The organism is Chthoniobacter sp. (assembly GCF_040003245.1).
Classification (GTDB): Bacteria; Verrucomicrobiota; Verrucomicrobiia; order Chthoniobacterales; family Chthoniobacteraceae; genus Chthoniobacter.
Map to the genome: position 1 here is coordinate 32,007 of NZ_JBDUCX010000009.1, position 13,875 is coordinate 45,881.

Annotated in this window: 12 protein-coding genes; 7 read left to right on the forward strand and 5 right to left on the reverse strand. The window is 62.2% G+C overall.

Annotation, left to right across the window (positions count from 1 at the left end; translation table 11 throughout):
- Positions 1-38: 38 nt before the first annotated feature.
- The 3 genes from ABJF10_RS02330 to ABJF10_RS02340 all read left to right on the forward strand — a co-directional run bounded on the left by ABJF10_RS02330 (position 39) and on the right by ABJF10_RS02340 (position 3,242).
- The gene (locus ABJF10_RS02330) at positions 39-728 is read left to right on the forward strand and encodes a type 1 glutamine amidotransferase (protein ID WP_348542902.1); all 690 of its coding nucleotides are present in this window, start codon (positions 39-41) and stop codon (positions 726-728) included.
- Between the two features lie 131 nt (positions 729-859).
- A complete protein-coding gene (locus ABJF10_RS02335; protein ID WP_348542903.1) occupies positions 860-1,888 on the forward strand; it encodes a sensor histidine kinase in 1,029 nt (342 codons plus the stop codon).
- A 181-nt stretch (positions 1,889-2,069) separates the two neighbouring features.
- Complete coding sequence (locus ABJF10_RS02340; protein WP_348542904.1) at positions 2,070-3,242, forward strand: hypothetical protein; 1,173 nt, start codon at positions 2,070-2,072, stop codon at positions 3,240-3,242.
- Positions 3,243-3,484: 242 nt separating this feature from the next.
- On the opposite strand, the gene ABJF10_RS02345 is transcribed toward ABJF10_RS02340, so the two are convergent.
- The 3 genes from ABJF10_RS02345 to ABJF10_RS02355 form a co-directional block, all read right to left on the reverse strand.
- On the reverse strand, positions 3,485-4,558 hold the full coding sequence (locus ABJF10_RS02345) for a PA0069 family radical SAM protein (protein WP_348542905.1): 1,074 nt from the start codon (positions 4,556-4,558) through the stop codon (positions 3,485-3,487).
- A gap of 345 nt (positions 4,559-4,903) precedes the next feature.
- A complete protein-coding gene (locus tag ABJF10_RS02350; protein ID WP_348542906.1) occupies positions 4,904-6,772 on the reverse strand; it encodes an SPFH domain-containing protein in 1,869 nt (622 codons plus the stop codon).
- 89 nt (positions 6,773-6,861) lie between these two features.
- Positions 6,862-7,455: a thioredoxin family protein gene (locus ABJF10_RS02355; protein WP_348542907.1), complete on the reverse strand. Its 594-nt coding sequence runs from the start codon at positions 7,453-7,455 to the stop codon at positions 6,862-6,864.
- A gap of 120 nt (positions 7,456-7,575) precedes the next feature.
- Here ABJF10_RS02355 and purU point away from each other — a divergent pair, with 120 nt between their 5' ends.
- Complete coding sequence (purU, locus tag ABJF10_RS02360) at positions 7,576-8,427, forward strand: formyltetrahydrofolate deformylase (protein WP_348542908.1); 852 nt, start codon at positions 7,576-7,578, stop codon at positions 8,425-8,427.
- 57 nt (positions 8,428-8,484) lie between these two features.
- Entirely contained in the window at positions 8,485-9,417 is a 933-nt protein-coding gene (locus tag ABJF10_RS02365; protein ID WP_348542909.1) for a tetratricopeptide repeat protein, read from the forward strand.
- A 27-nt stretch (positions 9,418-9,444) separates the two neighbouring features.
- Here the strand turns inward: ABJF10_RS02365 and ABJF10_RS02370 are convergent, their stop codons facing one another.
- Positions 9,445-10,149 (reverse strand): hypothetical protein, encoded by a 705-nt coding sequence (locus tag ABJF10_RS02370; protein ID WP_348542910.1) that lies wholly within the window; start codon positions 10,147-10,149, stop codon positions 9,445-9,447.
- Positions 10,150-10,362: 213 nt separating this feature from the next.
- Here ABJF10_RS02370 and ABJF10_RS02375 point away from each other — a divergent pair, with 213 nt between their 5' ends.
- Both ABJF10_RS02375 and ABJF10_RS02380 read left to right on the forward strand, forming a co-directional pair.
- Positions 10,363-11,148, forward strand: coding sequence for a hypothetical protein (locus tag ABJF10_RS02375; RefSeq protein WP_348542911.1), 786 nt, complete (start codon positions 10,363-10,365; stop codon positions 11,146-11,148).
- Positions 11,149-11,232: 84 nt separating this feature from the next.
- Positions 11,233-12,162, forward strand: coding sequence for a hypothetical protein (locus ABJF10_RS02380; RefSeq protein WP_348542912.1), 930 nt, complete (start codon positions 11,233-11,235; stop codon positions 12,160-12,162).
- Between the two features lie 111 nt (positions 12,163-12,273).
- On the opposite strand, the gene ABJF10_RS02385 is transcribed toward ABJF10_RS02380, so the two are convergent.
- Positions 12,274-13,875 (reverse strand): DNA topoisomerase (locus ABJF10_RS02385; protein WP_348542913.1); only part of this gene is annotated, 1,602 nt, incomplete at its 5' end.

The following is a 13,875-nucleotide window of genomic DNA, read 5'->3' on the forward strand; positions in this document are numbered from 1 at the left end:
TGCGTGCCGGGCGAAGTGCGATTAGAGACCACGTTTCCATGCGCATTCACTCGCTCGAACATCAGCCCGCCGAAGGCCCCGCGAAGATCGCCGACTGGGCCGCCGCCCGCGGTCACACGCTGGCCCGCACGGCGCTCTATGCCGCCGCAGCGCCGCCCGCCCTCGACGCCTTCGACCTGCTCGTAATCATGGGCGGTGGGATGAATATCTACCAGTACCGGGATCATCCGTGGCTCGTGCCGGAAAAGGAATTCCTGCGGCGGGCGATCGATGCGGGCAAGCCGATCCTGGGGATGTGCCTGGGCGCGCAACTACTGGCCGATGTGCTAGGCGGCAAAGTGTATCAAAATCCCGAGAAGGAGATCGGCTGGTTTCCCGTGACCTTTGGTGATCGGACGGGACTCTTCGCGGAGTTCCCCGAGTCCTTGAACGTGATGCACTGGCACGGGGATACCTTCGACGTCCCGCCCGGCGCCCGCCTCGTGGCCGGGAGCGCCGGCTGTCCGCGACAGGCCTTCGTCTGGGGCGATCGCGTCGTCGGGCTGCAATTCCACCTCGAGATAGGCGCGGTGAACGTGGCGGACCTGGCGAATGTCGCCGCCGAAGACCTGACGCCGGGCCGCTTCGTGCAGACCGCCGCGCAACTCACCGAAACCCCCGCCGACCTGCCGACCGCCCACGCCTCGCTCTTTGCCTTGCTGGACGCGTTGGCGGAATTCCGGACATAGGCGAGAGCACACGCGATGTCCGAAAAAGGCCGCCCTGCCTTAGCCTCGCCCGCCAGCTCCCGCCGGGGCGCTACTGCCTTGCAATCTGGGTTAAAACGCGGCATACGCTTGGGGACGCCCCTGCCTCCATTGTGAACCGCCTGACGCGCTTTATCGAAATCCTCGGCCAGCAACCCCCGCGCCGGCTGATGGCGGAAGCCATTGCCTTCCTTTTCTTTGTTGCCGGCATTGACCTGCTCACCACCTGGCAGTTCAGCATGTATATTTTCTATTGCCTGCCGGTCTACATCGTCGCTCTCTATTTTTCCCGCCGGACGGCGCTCATTTTCGCCATGGCGACGGTGATCATCGGTACCGTGGCCAGTTACGACAGCATCGCCGTGCGCGGCATGGGAGGGTACGCCTGGTCTGCCTTCAACCGGTTGGGTGGGTTTCTCTTCGCCGCCGCCTGTGGCATCGCGTTCCGCAGCTTCCGTGAGGAAACGCAGAAAGCGATTGAGGCGCTCCGGCGGACCCAGCAATTGGAGCGCGAGATCGTGCGGGTTGGGGAGCGCGAGCAACAGCGGATCGGCCAGGATTTGCACGATGGAGTCTGCCAGACCCTCGCCGCGCTCGACTGCGCCACCCAATGCCTGAAGCTCGACCTGGAGGCCGACAGTTCGCCGCGGATCGGACTGGCCACGGAGATCCAGCGGCTCTTGTCCGCGGCCACCCTCGAAGCGCGGAATATGGCGCGGGGCATCTATCCCGTGGCGATCTCGGCGGACAGCGTGGCCGTCGCCGTGCAAGAATTGGCGGCCTCGATGAACCGGCTTTTCGGCGGCATCATTCGTGTGGAAGCCGATCCGGAGATTGCGCTCCAGGACGCCGAGACCGCCGTGCACCTCTATCGCATCACGCAGGAGGCGCTGAGCAACGCGATCCGCCATGCCAACGCCACCCGCATCACCGTGAAACTGTCGCAACATTCGCAGGGACTGGTCATGAGCGTTTCGGACAATGGAGGCGGCTCCGCGATTCAAATGCGCCCCGAAGGCATGGGCTCGTACACCATGCGCTACCGCGCGAATCTAATCGGCGCGGAACTGTCGGTCGAAACGACCTCGGGGCAAGGCACGGAAGTAAAATGCACGCTGCCTCCGGTGGCGGTCGCGGCGTGAGCGTCGATACGGTCTCAGATTAGTCGCTGCGCAGTTCTCGTAGAACTTGGCGCCGTGCAGGGGGTGGATGTGGCACAAGACCTAGACCTTGTCGCCGGGGGCTTTTGTTTCATAATCGATCGTGCGGACGGCTTCGATGAATGCGACCAAGTTCCCCTCTGGATTCACCCTCCTGGCAGTCTTGATTTCATGGCTCCTGGCTTCCGCGTCCCAGGGCGCCGCTGCGGAGGAGGTGCTCTATGAGCAGCAGATTCGCCCGCGGCCGCTGCATATCATCGTGCCCGTCAATTGCGACGGCCAGAGGCGCCTCATGATCCTGGATACAGGCTTTGCCATGCGCGCGCTGGACTCCTCGTTGCAGTCCCATCTCCACGAATATCTCCGGGAGGAAAACCTCGATGCCATCGGCGGGAAGCTGAAGGCCAAAGTTTGGAAATCACCACCCACGGCGGTCGGCCGATGGAAGCTTCCTCCGGCGGAGGTCATCACGCTCGACTGTGCTCCTTTTCGGCGGGTGCTGGGAACCGACGTGCGTGGAATTCTCGGGTTGGATTTCCTGCAGGAGGACGCGCTGGAAGTGAATTATGATCAAGGGAGACTGCGCTTCCTGCGCAATTATCAGCCGCCGCTATCGGTGACTCCTTTCCTGCCCGGCGAAAAGTCCGGCGGGATGAAATTCCTTCCCGTGAGTATCAGCGACCATAGTCTCCCGACGGTGAGGATCGAGTTGGAGGGAATCGTGGTGAATACCGACATCGATACCGGTTCGGACGGCAGCATCAGTCTGCAGACGGAGACCTTCGAAAAATTGGTGGCCAACGGTGCAATTGCGCCGGAGCCGGATTCCGGCGTTCTCGGAGAAGTGACCGCCGCCGGGACGTTCACCAGCCACGACGGGACTTTCACGAGAGGCAACATTTTGGGTATCGATCTCAAGGGTGTTCCTGTCTCGGACGGCAGGAATGTGAATGTGTTGGGCTTGTCTTTCCTCCTGCACTTCAACTTTGTTTATGACGTGGCCGTGCAGCGTTTCTACTTTGAGCGCCGGCACGGAGAGCCGCCGATCAGCGCCGCTGCGATGAAAGCTTTGTTCATCTACCGGAAAGGGCATTGTGAGGTCTTTGCACTTCGCCCCGGCCCGGCCGAAGACGCCGGGCTGCAGAAAGGCGACCGGATCCTGAAATTGGGACCACTGCGGGGCAAGGAATTGAACGTCTATTCCATGTATGACCTTTGCGAAGCCTCCGCGGGACAGACGATCGAAGTTGAATATGCCCGTGGCGGGAAATCGCACCCGTTCAAGTCGCAGATCCAGCTTCGGGAAAAGCGATTCATCTATCCGGTAGAGCCGTGACCGATAGCTGCGCTGAACCCCAGAATGCAGGATAGGGAAAACGCAGAGACGCAGAGGGGAGGAAGGAACCACGGATGACACGGATGGGCACGGATATTTTGGAGCGACACACCTATCCAAATTTATCCGTGAAATCCGTGTCATCCGCGGTCAAAATTTTCACCTTCGACTTGGGCTTCTTTCCCCCTCTGCGTCTCTGCGTTTTAATCAGCCCATTGTGGCGATGCCTGAGTTTCACCCACTCAATCCGCGAACAACGGAAGCTGATCCGTCGGGACGTGGAAATGGGAGACGTCGTATTCTGGAATGTCGTCGGGGAAACCGGCCCTCCGATAGCTGAGGTCGAAGAGCGCCTTGATCTGCTGGGCGAAGAAGCCTTCGCCTTTCATCCGGGCGCCCCATTTGGCGTCGTAGAGTATGCCGCCGCGCATGGAGCGGATGCGGCTCAGGACCTTGTCCTTGTGGCCGGGGGCGTGGCGGTCCAGCCACTCGGTGAAAAGCGGCGCGACGGCGAAGGGCAGGCGCAGCACGGTGAAGCCGGCGGAGCGTGCTCCCGCCTTGGCGGCGGCGGCGAGCAGGTCGGGCAGTTCGTGATCGTTCAGGCCGGGGATGATCGGCGCGGTCATGACGTTCACCGGGATGCCGGCGGCGCTGAGCTCCTCGATGGCGGCGAGCCGCCGACTGGGCGGCGACGCTCTTGGCTCCAGGGTCTTCGCGAGCTCGGGCTCGAGGGACGTGAGCGAGATCGACACCGTGGCGGCGTGGTAGCGGGCCAGCTCGGAGAGGTAATCGATATCGCGGGTGACGAGGTGGTTCTTGGTGATGATGCCAACCGGGTTGCGAAACTCCGCGAGCACGGCCAGGCAGCGCCGGGTCAATTGCAGCCGGCGCTCGACCGGCTGATAGGCGTCGCTAATCGCGCTCATGGTCAAGACCTGCGGCTTCCATTTCTTGCGCGAAAGCTCGGCGCGCAGCAGCTCGGGCGCGTTCTCCTTGACCACGATCTTCGTCTCGAAATCGAGTCCCGCCGAGAAGCCGAGGTACTCGTGATAAGGCCGGGCGAAGCAGTAGGCACAACCGTGTTCGCAACCGCGGTAGGGATTCAGCCCCGCGGAGAAGGGGATGTCCGGCGAGTCGTTGTAGCTGATGATCGATTGCGAGTCGTCGCGCAGGAATTGGGTGCGTGGGTGGATGGGCTGACCATCTTCGTCGACCAACGCCTCGGGTTCCAGTTCGATGGCGAGTTTCTCGAAGCGGTTGTGCGGATTGGTGGCCGAACCACGCCCACCCGGGGCGACTGCATTTGGCTGAAACATATGTTCACGAGAACATATGTTTTGGTATTTAGATAGCAAAACCTAAAGCGGTTGCGGAGTTTTCCTCGGCGACGCCGGAGGCGTCAAAGGAGATTAGCACCGGGTCGAGCGAGTTCTGCGAGCGACCGCCTGGGGTTCCGTTAAAAGTAGCGTAGCTCCAACCGTCCCGGCCCTTGGCCGCATCCTCCATCGATCAGCAGAAGAGATGCGGCTGGCGCCGGGACGGTTGGAGTGTCCGTGGGTGGGGATGTACCCCGGGTGGTCGCTCGCAGACTCGCTCGACCCGGGGCTAATTTCCATTGTCCCTTCGGGACACGTACCCTGCGCCTGCGCGCGCCTCCGGCTCTACTTCGGCTCGTCGGCGTCTGGCGCTGGCCGCGAGGGAGGCCGGACCGGGGCGGCGGGCGCGGACTTGGGCACCTGGTCGCGGATGAGGTTGGCCAAAAGGACGTCCACGAGGGTGCCTCCGCCCTGGCCGTTGGCGCCGCCGGCGACCATGATGTCGGGCACGAGCCGGAAGCCGCTTTGCGACAGCGCTTGCGCGACCTGGATGGCGGCGTAGTTGCCCGCTTCCATGGACTCGATCTTGGCTTTGGTGACGGCGGCCTCGGCATTGCCGATGGCCAGCGTCTTGACCGCGGTCGCGTCACCGACGGTCTTGAGAACCTGGGCGTCGGCGCTGGCCTGGATGGTTTTGGACTTGGCTTCGCCTTCGGCTTTTTTGACGGAAGCCTGGGCCGAAAACTCGGCGATGGTGACCTGGCGTTCGGCATCGACCACCCGCGCCTGCGTGGCGGCCAGGGCGGTGGCTTGCTCGAGCTTCTGGCGTTCGCCCTGGGCGAGCATTTGCGTCTCGTAGGTGACCTTCTGTTGCTCCGCGATCTTCCGGTCGGTGAGCGTGGTCATCAACGCCGCCGGCGGCACGATATCGCCGATGAGCGTATCGACGGCGCCGACATTGTAGTCGGCGAGGGCCGCGGAGATGGCCGCCCGCGCGCTCTCCTGGCGTTCCTGCCGCTTGCGGAGGAATTCGATGGCGTCGGACCCCTGGGCGGCGTTGCGGAAGTAGTTGCCGATGGTGGGTTCGAGAACCTGGGTGACGAGGTTGGCCACCGTGCCGAAGCGGGCGATGACCTTGGGGGCGTCGTTGCGGGGAATGTGGATGATCTGGGCGACATCCAGGTTGAAGGTAAAGCCGTCGGAAGAGCGCACGGTGATGGTGCTGAGGTTCTTGTCGAGGTTATGGGACTCGGATTTCCCGGTGGCCCAATTCAAGACGACGTTCGCAGTGGGGACACACTCCACGCGGTGCGTATAGGGATTGATGGGATACTTGCCGGGATCGAGCGGTTGCGCCCAGACGCCTTTTTGTCCTGTCGAAACGAGATTGCCATGCTTGAAGCCTTCGCCGGAGAGATCGATGCCGGCCGCTCCGACGTAGGCGATGACCACGCCGACATTGGCGATGGGCACCTCCGTCATGGGCTTCAGCTCGACGGTGGCGAAGCGGGGATTGATGAAGTAACGCCCCGCGAGGAGCACCTGCTCCTGCAGGCCCTTGAAACCGCCGCCGTTGACGAACTGCTGGGCGTCTTGAAACATCCGATGGTTTGGGATCTCGGTGCCAGCGATGTCTCCAGTGGCGAGAGGCGTGCCGTCCTTCGTGGTGACGATCCCCACCATGTTGTCGGCGATCTCGAGGGCCGGGACTTCCGCGATACTAAAGAAGATGGTATTGATGCGATAGACACCCGGCGGGATGATGGCGATTTGCGGGCCGCGCTCGCCCCCGCGTTCGAGGAAGGCCCGGACGCTCTGAAAGGAATCGCAATCGACCGCCTTGCCGAGCACGCGACCTTCGCACAGGGGATTGCCGCCGGAGGCCTCGACTACGCCGACGTTGCCTTCGCTGATCGCGATGAATTTCTGGAGCGTGACCGCGTACTGCCAGGGCCAGAGCAGGAAATGAATCCCGGGCGCGAGGGTATCGGCCTGATAGCCGGCCTCGCCATTGAGGGCGATGATCTGGCCATCGGGCAGCGTTTTGTGGCTGCCGACGAGGACGAACTTCTTATTGACGATGCCGATGCAATCCTCGCGGATGATGACCACGCCAAAGAAGCGCAGGATCAGCCGATAGGTCATCATGATCAGCACAACGAGGACCAGAATGGCGACTAGCGCGACGACTGCCGGGGGAAGGGTGGTAGGCATAAGGATGACGTTCCTGAAAGACTCTCCGAATCAGGCTATTCGCATAGCCTTCCGGGCGCTGGGCGGAAAGTTTTTTCGTGCCCCGGAGTTTAGAAATAGGCCGGCTCATGGCCGGGCTTCCACTTGATGTTGCAGCCGATGCTGGGCATCTGCTGGGGGTTGACTGGCTGGCCCGCCAGCACCGCCTCGATGGCCGCGCGGAGGTCCGCGCCGTTGAGGACGCCGGCACCGGGACGGTCCGGTCCGCGGCCGGGGCGCGAGCTGTCGAGCTGGCCGCGATAGACGAGCTGGCGCGCCGCATCGAAGAGGAAGAAATCAGGGGTGCAGGCGGCGGTGTATGCTTTCGCGACGGACTGCGATTCGTCGTAGAGAAAGGGGAATGTCCATCCTGCGGCGCAGGCCATGGCGGCGCTGGGCTGCGGGGCATCCTGGGGATACTGACCGACGTCGTTGGCGGTGATGGCCACCAACCCTACGCTCTGGCCCGCATAGTCACGCGCCAGTCGCGTCAGTTCGGGCTGCACGTGGACCACATAGGGGCAGTGCGCGCAGACGAACATCACGAGCAACGCTTTCTTCTCCGCAAAATCCGCGAGCTGCACGGTCTTTCCCGAGATCACATCGGGCAGCGAAAAGTCCGGCGCAACCGTGCCGAGTTCGAGCATGGTAGAGGAAACGGCCATAAGAATTTAGGATTTAGAGATTTAGCATTTAGGATTTGGGGCTTCCGCTTATGTGCAATGCTTGGCAGTAGAGCTAATTCCTAAATGCTAAATGCAAAATCCTAATTTCTCCTCCCCCAGATGAGCACCCTCCTTCGCCTGTCCTGCCCGGATCGTGTGGGGTTGCTCGCGCTTATCTCGAATTTTGTCGCACAGCACGGGGGAAATCTCATTGAGGTCCACCAGTATACCGACCCGGCGGCCGGCTGGTTTTTCACCCGCATGGAGATTGATACGCGCACGCTCGCGGTCGATCTGCCGGCGCTGCGCAAGGAGTTTACGCCCCTCGCCACGGACCTGCAGGCGGAGTGGACCATTCGGACGGCGGAATCGCGACGAAAGGTCATCGTCATGGTGAGCAAACTGGGCCATTGCCTCGCCGACTTGCTCTGGCGCTGGCACTCCGGGGAACTCGACTTCGAAATTGCCGCCGTCATTTCCAATCACGAAAGCCTGCGTTCCATGGTCGAGCGCGAGGGGCTGGAGTTCTGCCATGTGCCGGTCGACGCGCACAACAAGCCCGCGGCCTTCGCCAAGATGGCGGAGCTGTTCCGTTTCGTGCAGCCCGATCTCATTATTCTCGCACGCTACATGCAAGTCGTTCCGGCTGAGCTCTGTGCGGAGTTCGCGGGGCGCCTCATCAATATCCACCATTCCTTTCTCCCCAGCTTCGTCGGGGCGAACCCCTACCAGCGTGCCTGGCAGCGCGGGGTGAAGCTCATCGGTGCCACCTGCCACTACGTCACCCCCGAGCTCGATGCCGGCCCAATCATCGACCAGGAGGTCATCCGCGTGGAGCACTTCCACACCCCGGACGATCTCATGCGCCTCGGGCGCGATTGCGAGCGCCTGGCCCTCGCCCGGAGCGTTCGCTGGCACCTTGCCGACCGCGTCCTCCTCCACGGGCAGCGGGCGATCGTCTTCCGGGATTGATTGGAATTTAATTTCCGCAGTAGCCAGCGCCCCTCTCCGGCGCTAAAGGGAAACGTCATGTCACGTTTTTGGAAAAAGCATCTCCTCGTCTTGAGCCTCGGCAGTATCTGTCTGGGTGGTTCCACCCACCTTGCCGCCGCCGAAAAGAAGGTCGACGACGATGGCCATGATGAAAAGGTCAAGCACGCCATGCAGCTCTTCGGCGTGAACAAGTTCAAGGAAGCCGAGGCGGAGTTCCGCGCGCTGCTGGCCAGCGATGAGAGGACCCGCGGCCTCGACCACTCGGACACTTTGCAGGACCGCAAAAACCTCGCCATCGTCCTCGGTGTCGAAGGCGATTATCTCGGCGCGGAGAACGTGCTGCAGGAAGCTATCGACCTGGAGAGCGGCATCCTCGGACCCGAGAACAAGGACGTCATCGAATTCCGCGAGATTCTCGCCAGCACTTACGCGCGGGAAGGGCGCAGCACCGAGGCCGTGCGCGAGTTCCGTAAGATCCTCGCCCTGCGCGAGCGCGTCTTCGGTCTCGAGGACGTCACCACCGCCCGCGCCCGCGCCAATCTCGGCAGCGTTCTCAACGACATCGGTGAATTCCGCGAAGCCGAGCAACTGCTGCGCGCCGCCCAGCCCACGCTGGAGAAGAAGCTTCCACCCAACGATCCGGCCATCCTTCTCAATCGCACCAATCTCGTCAAACCGCTGCTGGCCTTGGGGCGTTTCGGCGAAGCCGAGAAGGAACAGCGCAGCATCCTGGCCGCACTCGAGCAGATTGTCGGCAAGACGCACCCCGAAGTCGCTCTCGCCCTGCTCAATCTTGCCGCCACGCTCAAGGCCGAGAAAAAATACTCCGACGCCCTCGACGTCATCCGCAGCGCCGAAGCCCAGCTCACGCAAATCATGGGACCTGACGCGCCCAAGGTGAAAGAAGCCCGCCAGATGCGCAAGGAACTCGAAGAAGTCCCGACTCCGAAAAGGAAATCGAAGGAATAGAGCAACCTTCCCAGTGCGGCGCGACCTTTACCTCGCCGTCTGGGGCGGGGGAGCCTGGCCGGGAAGCGTGGCGCTCGAGTATGGCGTGACCGAAGGCAACCCGGCTGGCCGCGCGCTCATCCGTGAGCGCAGGTCGTTGAGCCGCTGGAGGGCCTCAGTGGTCTGCGCTGCGGTGAGTCTCGGGCGCAGGCGCTCGAGGTACATGCGCGAACTCTCGTCTCCCTGCGCGGCTGCGAGCGAAAGCCATTGGAAAGCGGCAACGAAATCCTGGCGTTCCGTGGACCCGGCCATGAAGCAAAAACCGAGAGGGCCCACGGCTGGACCGTAGCCACTTTGCGCGGAGCGCAGAAGATAGGGAATGGCGCGGTCGACATTCTTCTCCTCGGACTGCTGGTTGGAATTCGGCAGGTAGCTCAAGCCGATCTGGAAGAGGACGACTGGATCGGAGCTCCTCGCAACCCGGGCGATGAGCGCTTCCGCGTGCGCGTCGTCTTTCGGCACGCCGTCGCCCAGTCGGTACATTCGCGCGAGCGTAGTGGCTGCAAATGGCTGGCCTTGTTCTGCGGCCGCGTTCAGGGCCGCGACTGCTTCCACCATCGAGCCGCCCTCGCTTTTCGCCTTCTGCGCGAGAGCCAGGCCTTGCTTGTAGGCGGTGTCGGCGTCGGTGCGGTTTGACCGCGCCTCGAGTTGTGCCAGGGTAATTTGGACATCGCTCAGGAAGAATACGAACATGGCGAGTCTTCCCGCGATTCGCAGATGGAAAGCACGGATTCGAGGGAGAACGGGATGGGATCGGTTCATCGTGTCTTGTAAGCTGCAAGCGGCATGCCAGCCGATCCGCTATCGGCTGTGGCCTGCTTTATCCGATCGTTACCGCTTCCGTTTTGCCCATCATCGCGCTTTTCCCTTTCCCGATTCGCCGGCTTCGGCGATGACTATCCCCGAATGCACTGCCGCCGTTTCCCTTACGCGTCCGTCGTCTTGCTGCTCACCCTCGGCGGGCTCCTCGCGGGGTGCCATAAAGATGACGGGCCATCCCCGGAGTCCCAGGTCCAGGGGCTGCAAATGAGCACCGAACTGGAGCGGACGAAGAAGAAGCTCGCTGCCACGGAGAAGGATAGTGCCGGGAAGGATGATGCTGTGCTGCTGGCCAAAGACGATGTGGAGAAGGCGAAAAAGGAACTCGCCGAGAAGGACAAGGTGATCGCTGGCAAGGACACGCGCATTCATGCCTTGGAAGGCGAGATGGCGGAGATGAAAAAGAGCGACGCCTTTGTCTTTGCCGAGGCCAGCAAGCTGCACCAGCAGAACTTGAACACCTCGTCGCTCGATCGTTACCGGCAGTTTGTGGCCAGCTTTCCGGCCAGCCCGCTGGTGGTGGATGCCAATCGCGCCATTGCCGAACTCAGCGTGACCGCGCCCAAGGATGCGCGCGCCCGTGCGGTGGCGATCGATCCCCACGCCGTGGAGCGGGAGGCGCTCAAGAAGTTCGTTGATGGATGGGCGACGCCGGAGGACCTGGTGCCGCTGCTCAAGCGAAAATCGATGGCCGACGTGGTCAAGCTGCTCGGGCCGCCTAATGCCACGTATCGCGAAGGGACCGAACTGGGCTATGTGGACAAGGTGGTCGATGCCACGTCGGGCACTCGTGGCACGCTGGTCGTCGGTTTTGAGGAGGATAGGGTGGCGACCTTGCGCCTGGGATATCTCGGCAAGCCGATCCGGCCATAGGGCGGAGCAAGATCGCGAACCCGCCTAACATTTTCACCCGCCCGGGTGTTCATTTACGGGAGTGTTCCGCTTGCTCTTTTCTCCATGAAATCTTCCCTCCTTCACACGACCGCACTCCTGCTCAGCCTTTCCGCTACCTTGCTTTCCGCCGAGGAAAAGCCGGCCCCGCCGAAACCCGCTCCGCCCACGCCGACCGCGGCCGATGTTTCCTACGGACCCAATCCGCACCAGCTCCTCGACGTCTACGTGCCGCCGAACAGCCAGGAGCCTTGCCCGGTGCTGATTTGGTACGGTGGCCTCTGGGCACCGAGCAAACATGCGGTGGATCTCGGGCGCTTTTTCCCCTCGCACGTCGCGGTCGTCGCGGTGGAATCGCGGACGTTGGCCGACGCCGTGCAGGAGAAGGCGAACCCGCCGATTTCGTATCCCATGAACGATGCGGTCCGCGCCGTGCAATTCATTCGGCGGAATGCGGCGAAGTGGAATCTCGATCCGAAGCGGATTGCGGTCGGTGGCGGTTCGCAAGGGACGCTGCCCGCGTTGTATGTCGGCTGCTCCGGTGAACACGCCGATGCGAATTCGAAAGATCCCGTGGCGCAGACTTCATCGAAAGTCACTTGCGTCGCGGCCTATCGCAGCCAGCCGACGATCGACCCGCAGCGCATGCAGGAGTGGGTGCCCGGCGTGGCCTGGGGCGCACCCTCGTTTGGCATGAGCTTTGAGGATTCGCTCAAGCGCCGCGAGGAGCTGCTGCCGCTCATCCAAAAATGGTCGCCCGACTGGTTGCTGAACAAGGATGCCGCCCCGATCTATTTTGAAAACGAGTGGGGGATGACCCAGCCCGCCGACTTCACCGAGGCGAACTACAAAGTGCACTCACCGGCGTGGGGCATGGGCTTCCACAAGCTCGCAGAATCCGTCGGCGCCACCGTTTACAACAAGTACCCGGATCACCCGACGGAGAAGTACAAGGACATCTGGAATTTCATCGTGCAAAGCCTGACGGGGAAGTAGTGGCAAAGTTCTTAGTTCTCAGTTCTCAGTCAGAGAGTTTTCCACGCGCAAGCGAAGGGGCGCGCGGTCTTTTCCGACTAAGCACTAAGCACTAAGCACTGCTCTTCTCTCTCAGCTCTCCGCCTTCGCGGGAGTCGCTTTCTTTGCGGCGGGCGCCTTCTTCTGCCGGGGCTCGAACTCGAAGGTGACCTTGGGGCCGTCCAGCTTGAGGTAGGCCGAGAAGGGCTTGCCCTTCTTCGAGATGAAACGCGGCAGGAGGTCGCTCTTGCCGTCGCGGAAAATCTTCAGCGCCTGTTCCGGTGGGATGGCGCGCTGGCAAATGTTCTTCCCCATGCGCACGGGCTTCTTGCCCTCGCCGGCCGGCACACAAAGGAAGGCATTCTCCGTTTCGTAGACTGTGCCTTGCGCGGTTTCGCCGAGCTGTTTGGCTTGCGAAAGATCCACCGCCTTGGCGTTGCCGTCGGCGTCTTTGTCGTCCTCGAAATCGAACTTCTGTTTCCACTCCGTCTTCTCGCTGAGGATGATCTCCGCGGTAAAAGCGCGGCCCAGCTTGCTGCGGAAACCTTCCAGCGGTCCCACGCGTCCCGTGGTCAGCAACTTCACCACTTCGTCGCGCTCGAATTCGCGGCCGCTCATGCTTTTCCAGACGATGAGTTTGCACTCCGGGTTCACGCACTCGTAGGCCTTGAAACTTTCCTTGAAAGGACCGGTGCCGCACTTTGGGCACTTCGCCTCGAGATTCTTGAATTGCCCCTCGACCGTCTTGCCCATGCTGCCGCGTACTTTGCTCACGAGTTCCGTGGTCAGACCGCGGATCTCATTCATGAACGCCGGGCGCGAAAGCTGGCCGCGCTCCATCAGGCGGAGCTTGTGTTCCCACTCGCCAGTCAGCTCGGGCTTGGTGAGCGAATCGGCGTGCAGGCTGCGGAGCAGGGTGATGAGGGAGATGCCCTTGGCGGTGACGATGAGGTCGCGCCCCTGGCGAAGCAGATACCCCTCGAAGATGAGGCCTTCGATGGTCTGCGCGCGAGTGGCGGGCGTGCCCAGCCCGCGTTCGGCCATGGCTTCGCGCAGTTCCTCGTCATCGACCAGCTTGCCAGCGCCTTCCATCGCGCTGAGCAGCGTGCCTTCGTTGTAGCGGGCGGGCGGCTTGGTGACGTTTTCCTTCACCTCGATCGCCTCGGTCTTGGCCGTCTCGCCGGCGGTGATCGCGCAAATCGCCTTGTCATTCTCGCCATCACCCTCGGCCTGCTTGCCATAAACGGCGAGCCAGCCCGGATCGATGATGATCTTCCCATCGGTCTTGAATTTCTCGCCGTCGACCGTGGTGATGCGCGTCGTGACCTCAAACTGCGCCGCCGGATAAAACACCGCGATAAAGCGCCGCGCGACGAGGTCGTAAATCTTCTGCTCCGTCTCGCTCAACCCGTGCGGCACGGTCCCGGTCGGGACGATGGCAAAGTGATCGCTGACCTTGGCGTTATTAAAGATGCGCTTGTTCGGATGGACGTAGCCCTGGCGAAGCGCCTTCTCGGCATGCACCGAAAGCGTGCGATCCTCGAAACTGCCCATGACGTTCTTGGCCGTGGCGATATGATCTTCCGGCAAGTAGCGCGAATCGGTTCGGGGATAAGTGAGCGCCTTGTGCTTCTCGTAAAGGGCCTGCGCGATTTGCAGGGTCATCTTCGCGGGGAAACCGTGGCGGCCGTTGGC

Bases quoted from the DNA above. Each gene is read 5' to 3' on its own strand.
- ABJF10_RS02330 (WP_348542902.1), top strand. From the start codon at position 39: ATGCGCATTCACTCGCTCGAACATCAGCCCGCCGAAGGCCCCGCGAAG.
- ABJF10_RS02345 (WP_348542905.1), bottom strand. From the start codon at position 4,558: ATGTTTCAGCCAAATGCAGTCGCCCCGGGTGGGCGTGGTTCGGCCACC.
- ABJF10_RS02350 (WP_348542906.1), bottom strand. From the start codon at position 6,772: ATGCCTACCACCCTTCCCCCGGCAGTCGTCGCGCTAGTCGCCATTCTG.
- ABJF10_RS02355 (WP_348542907.1), bottom strand. From the start codon at position 7,455: ATGGCCGTTTCCTCTACCATGCTCGAACTCGGCACGGTTGCGCCGGAC.
- purU (WP_348542908.1), top strand. From the start codon at position 7,576: ATGAGCACCCTCCTTCGCCTGTCCTGCCCGGATCGTGTGGGGTTGCTC.
- ABJF10_RS02365 (WP_348542909.1), top strand. From the start codon at position 8,485: ATGTCACGTTTTTGGAAAAAGCATCTCCTCGTCTTGAGCCTCGGCAGT.
- ABJF10_RS02370 (WP_348542910.1), bottom strand. From the start codon at position 10,149: ATGTTCGTATTCTTCCTGAGCGATGTCCAAATTACCCTGGCACAACTC.
- ABJF10_RS02375 (WP_348542911.1), top strand. From the start codon at position 10,363: ATGCACTGCCGCCGTTTCCCTTACGCGTCCGTCGTCTTGCTGCTCACC.
- ABJF10_RS02380 (WP_348542912.1), top strand. From the start codon at position 11,233: ATGAAATCTTCCCTCCTTCACACGACCGCACTCCTGCTCAGCCTTTCC.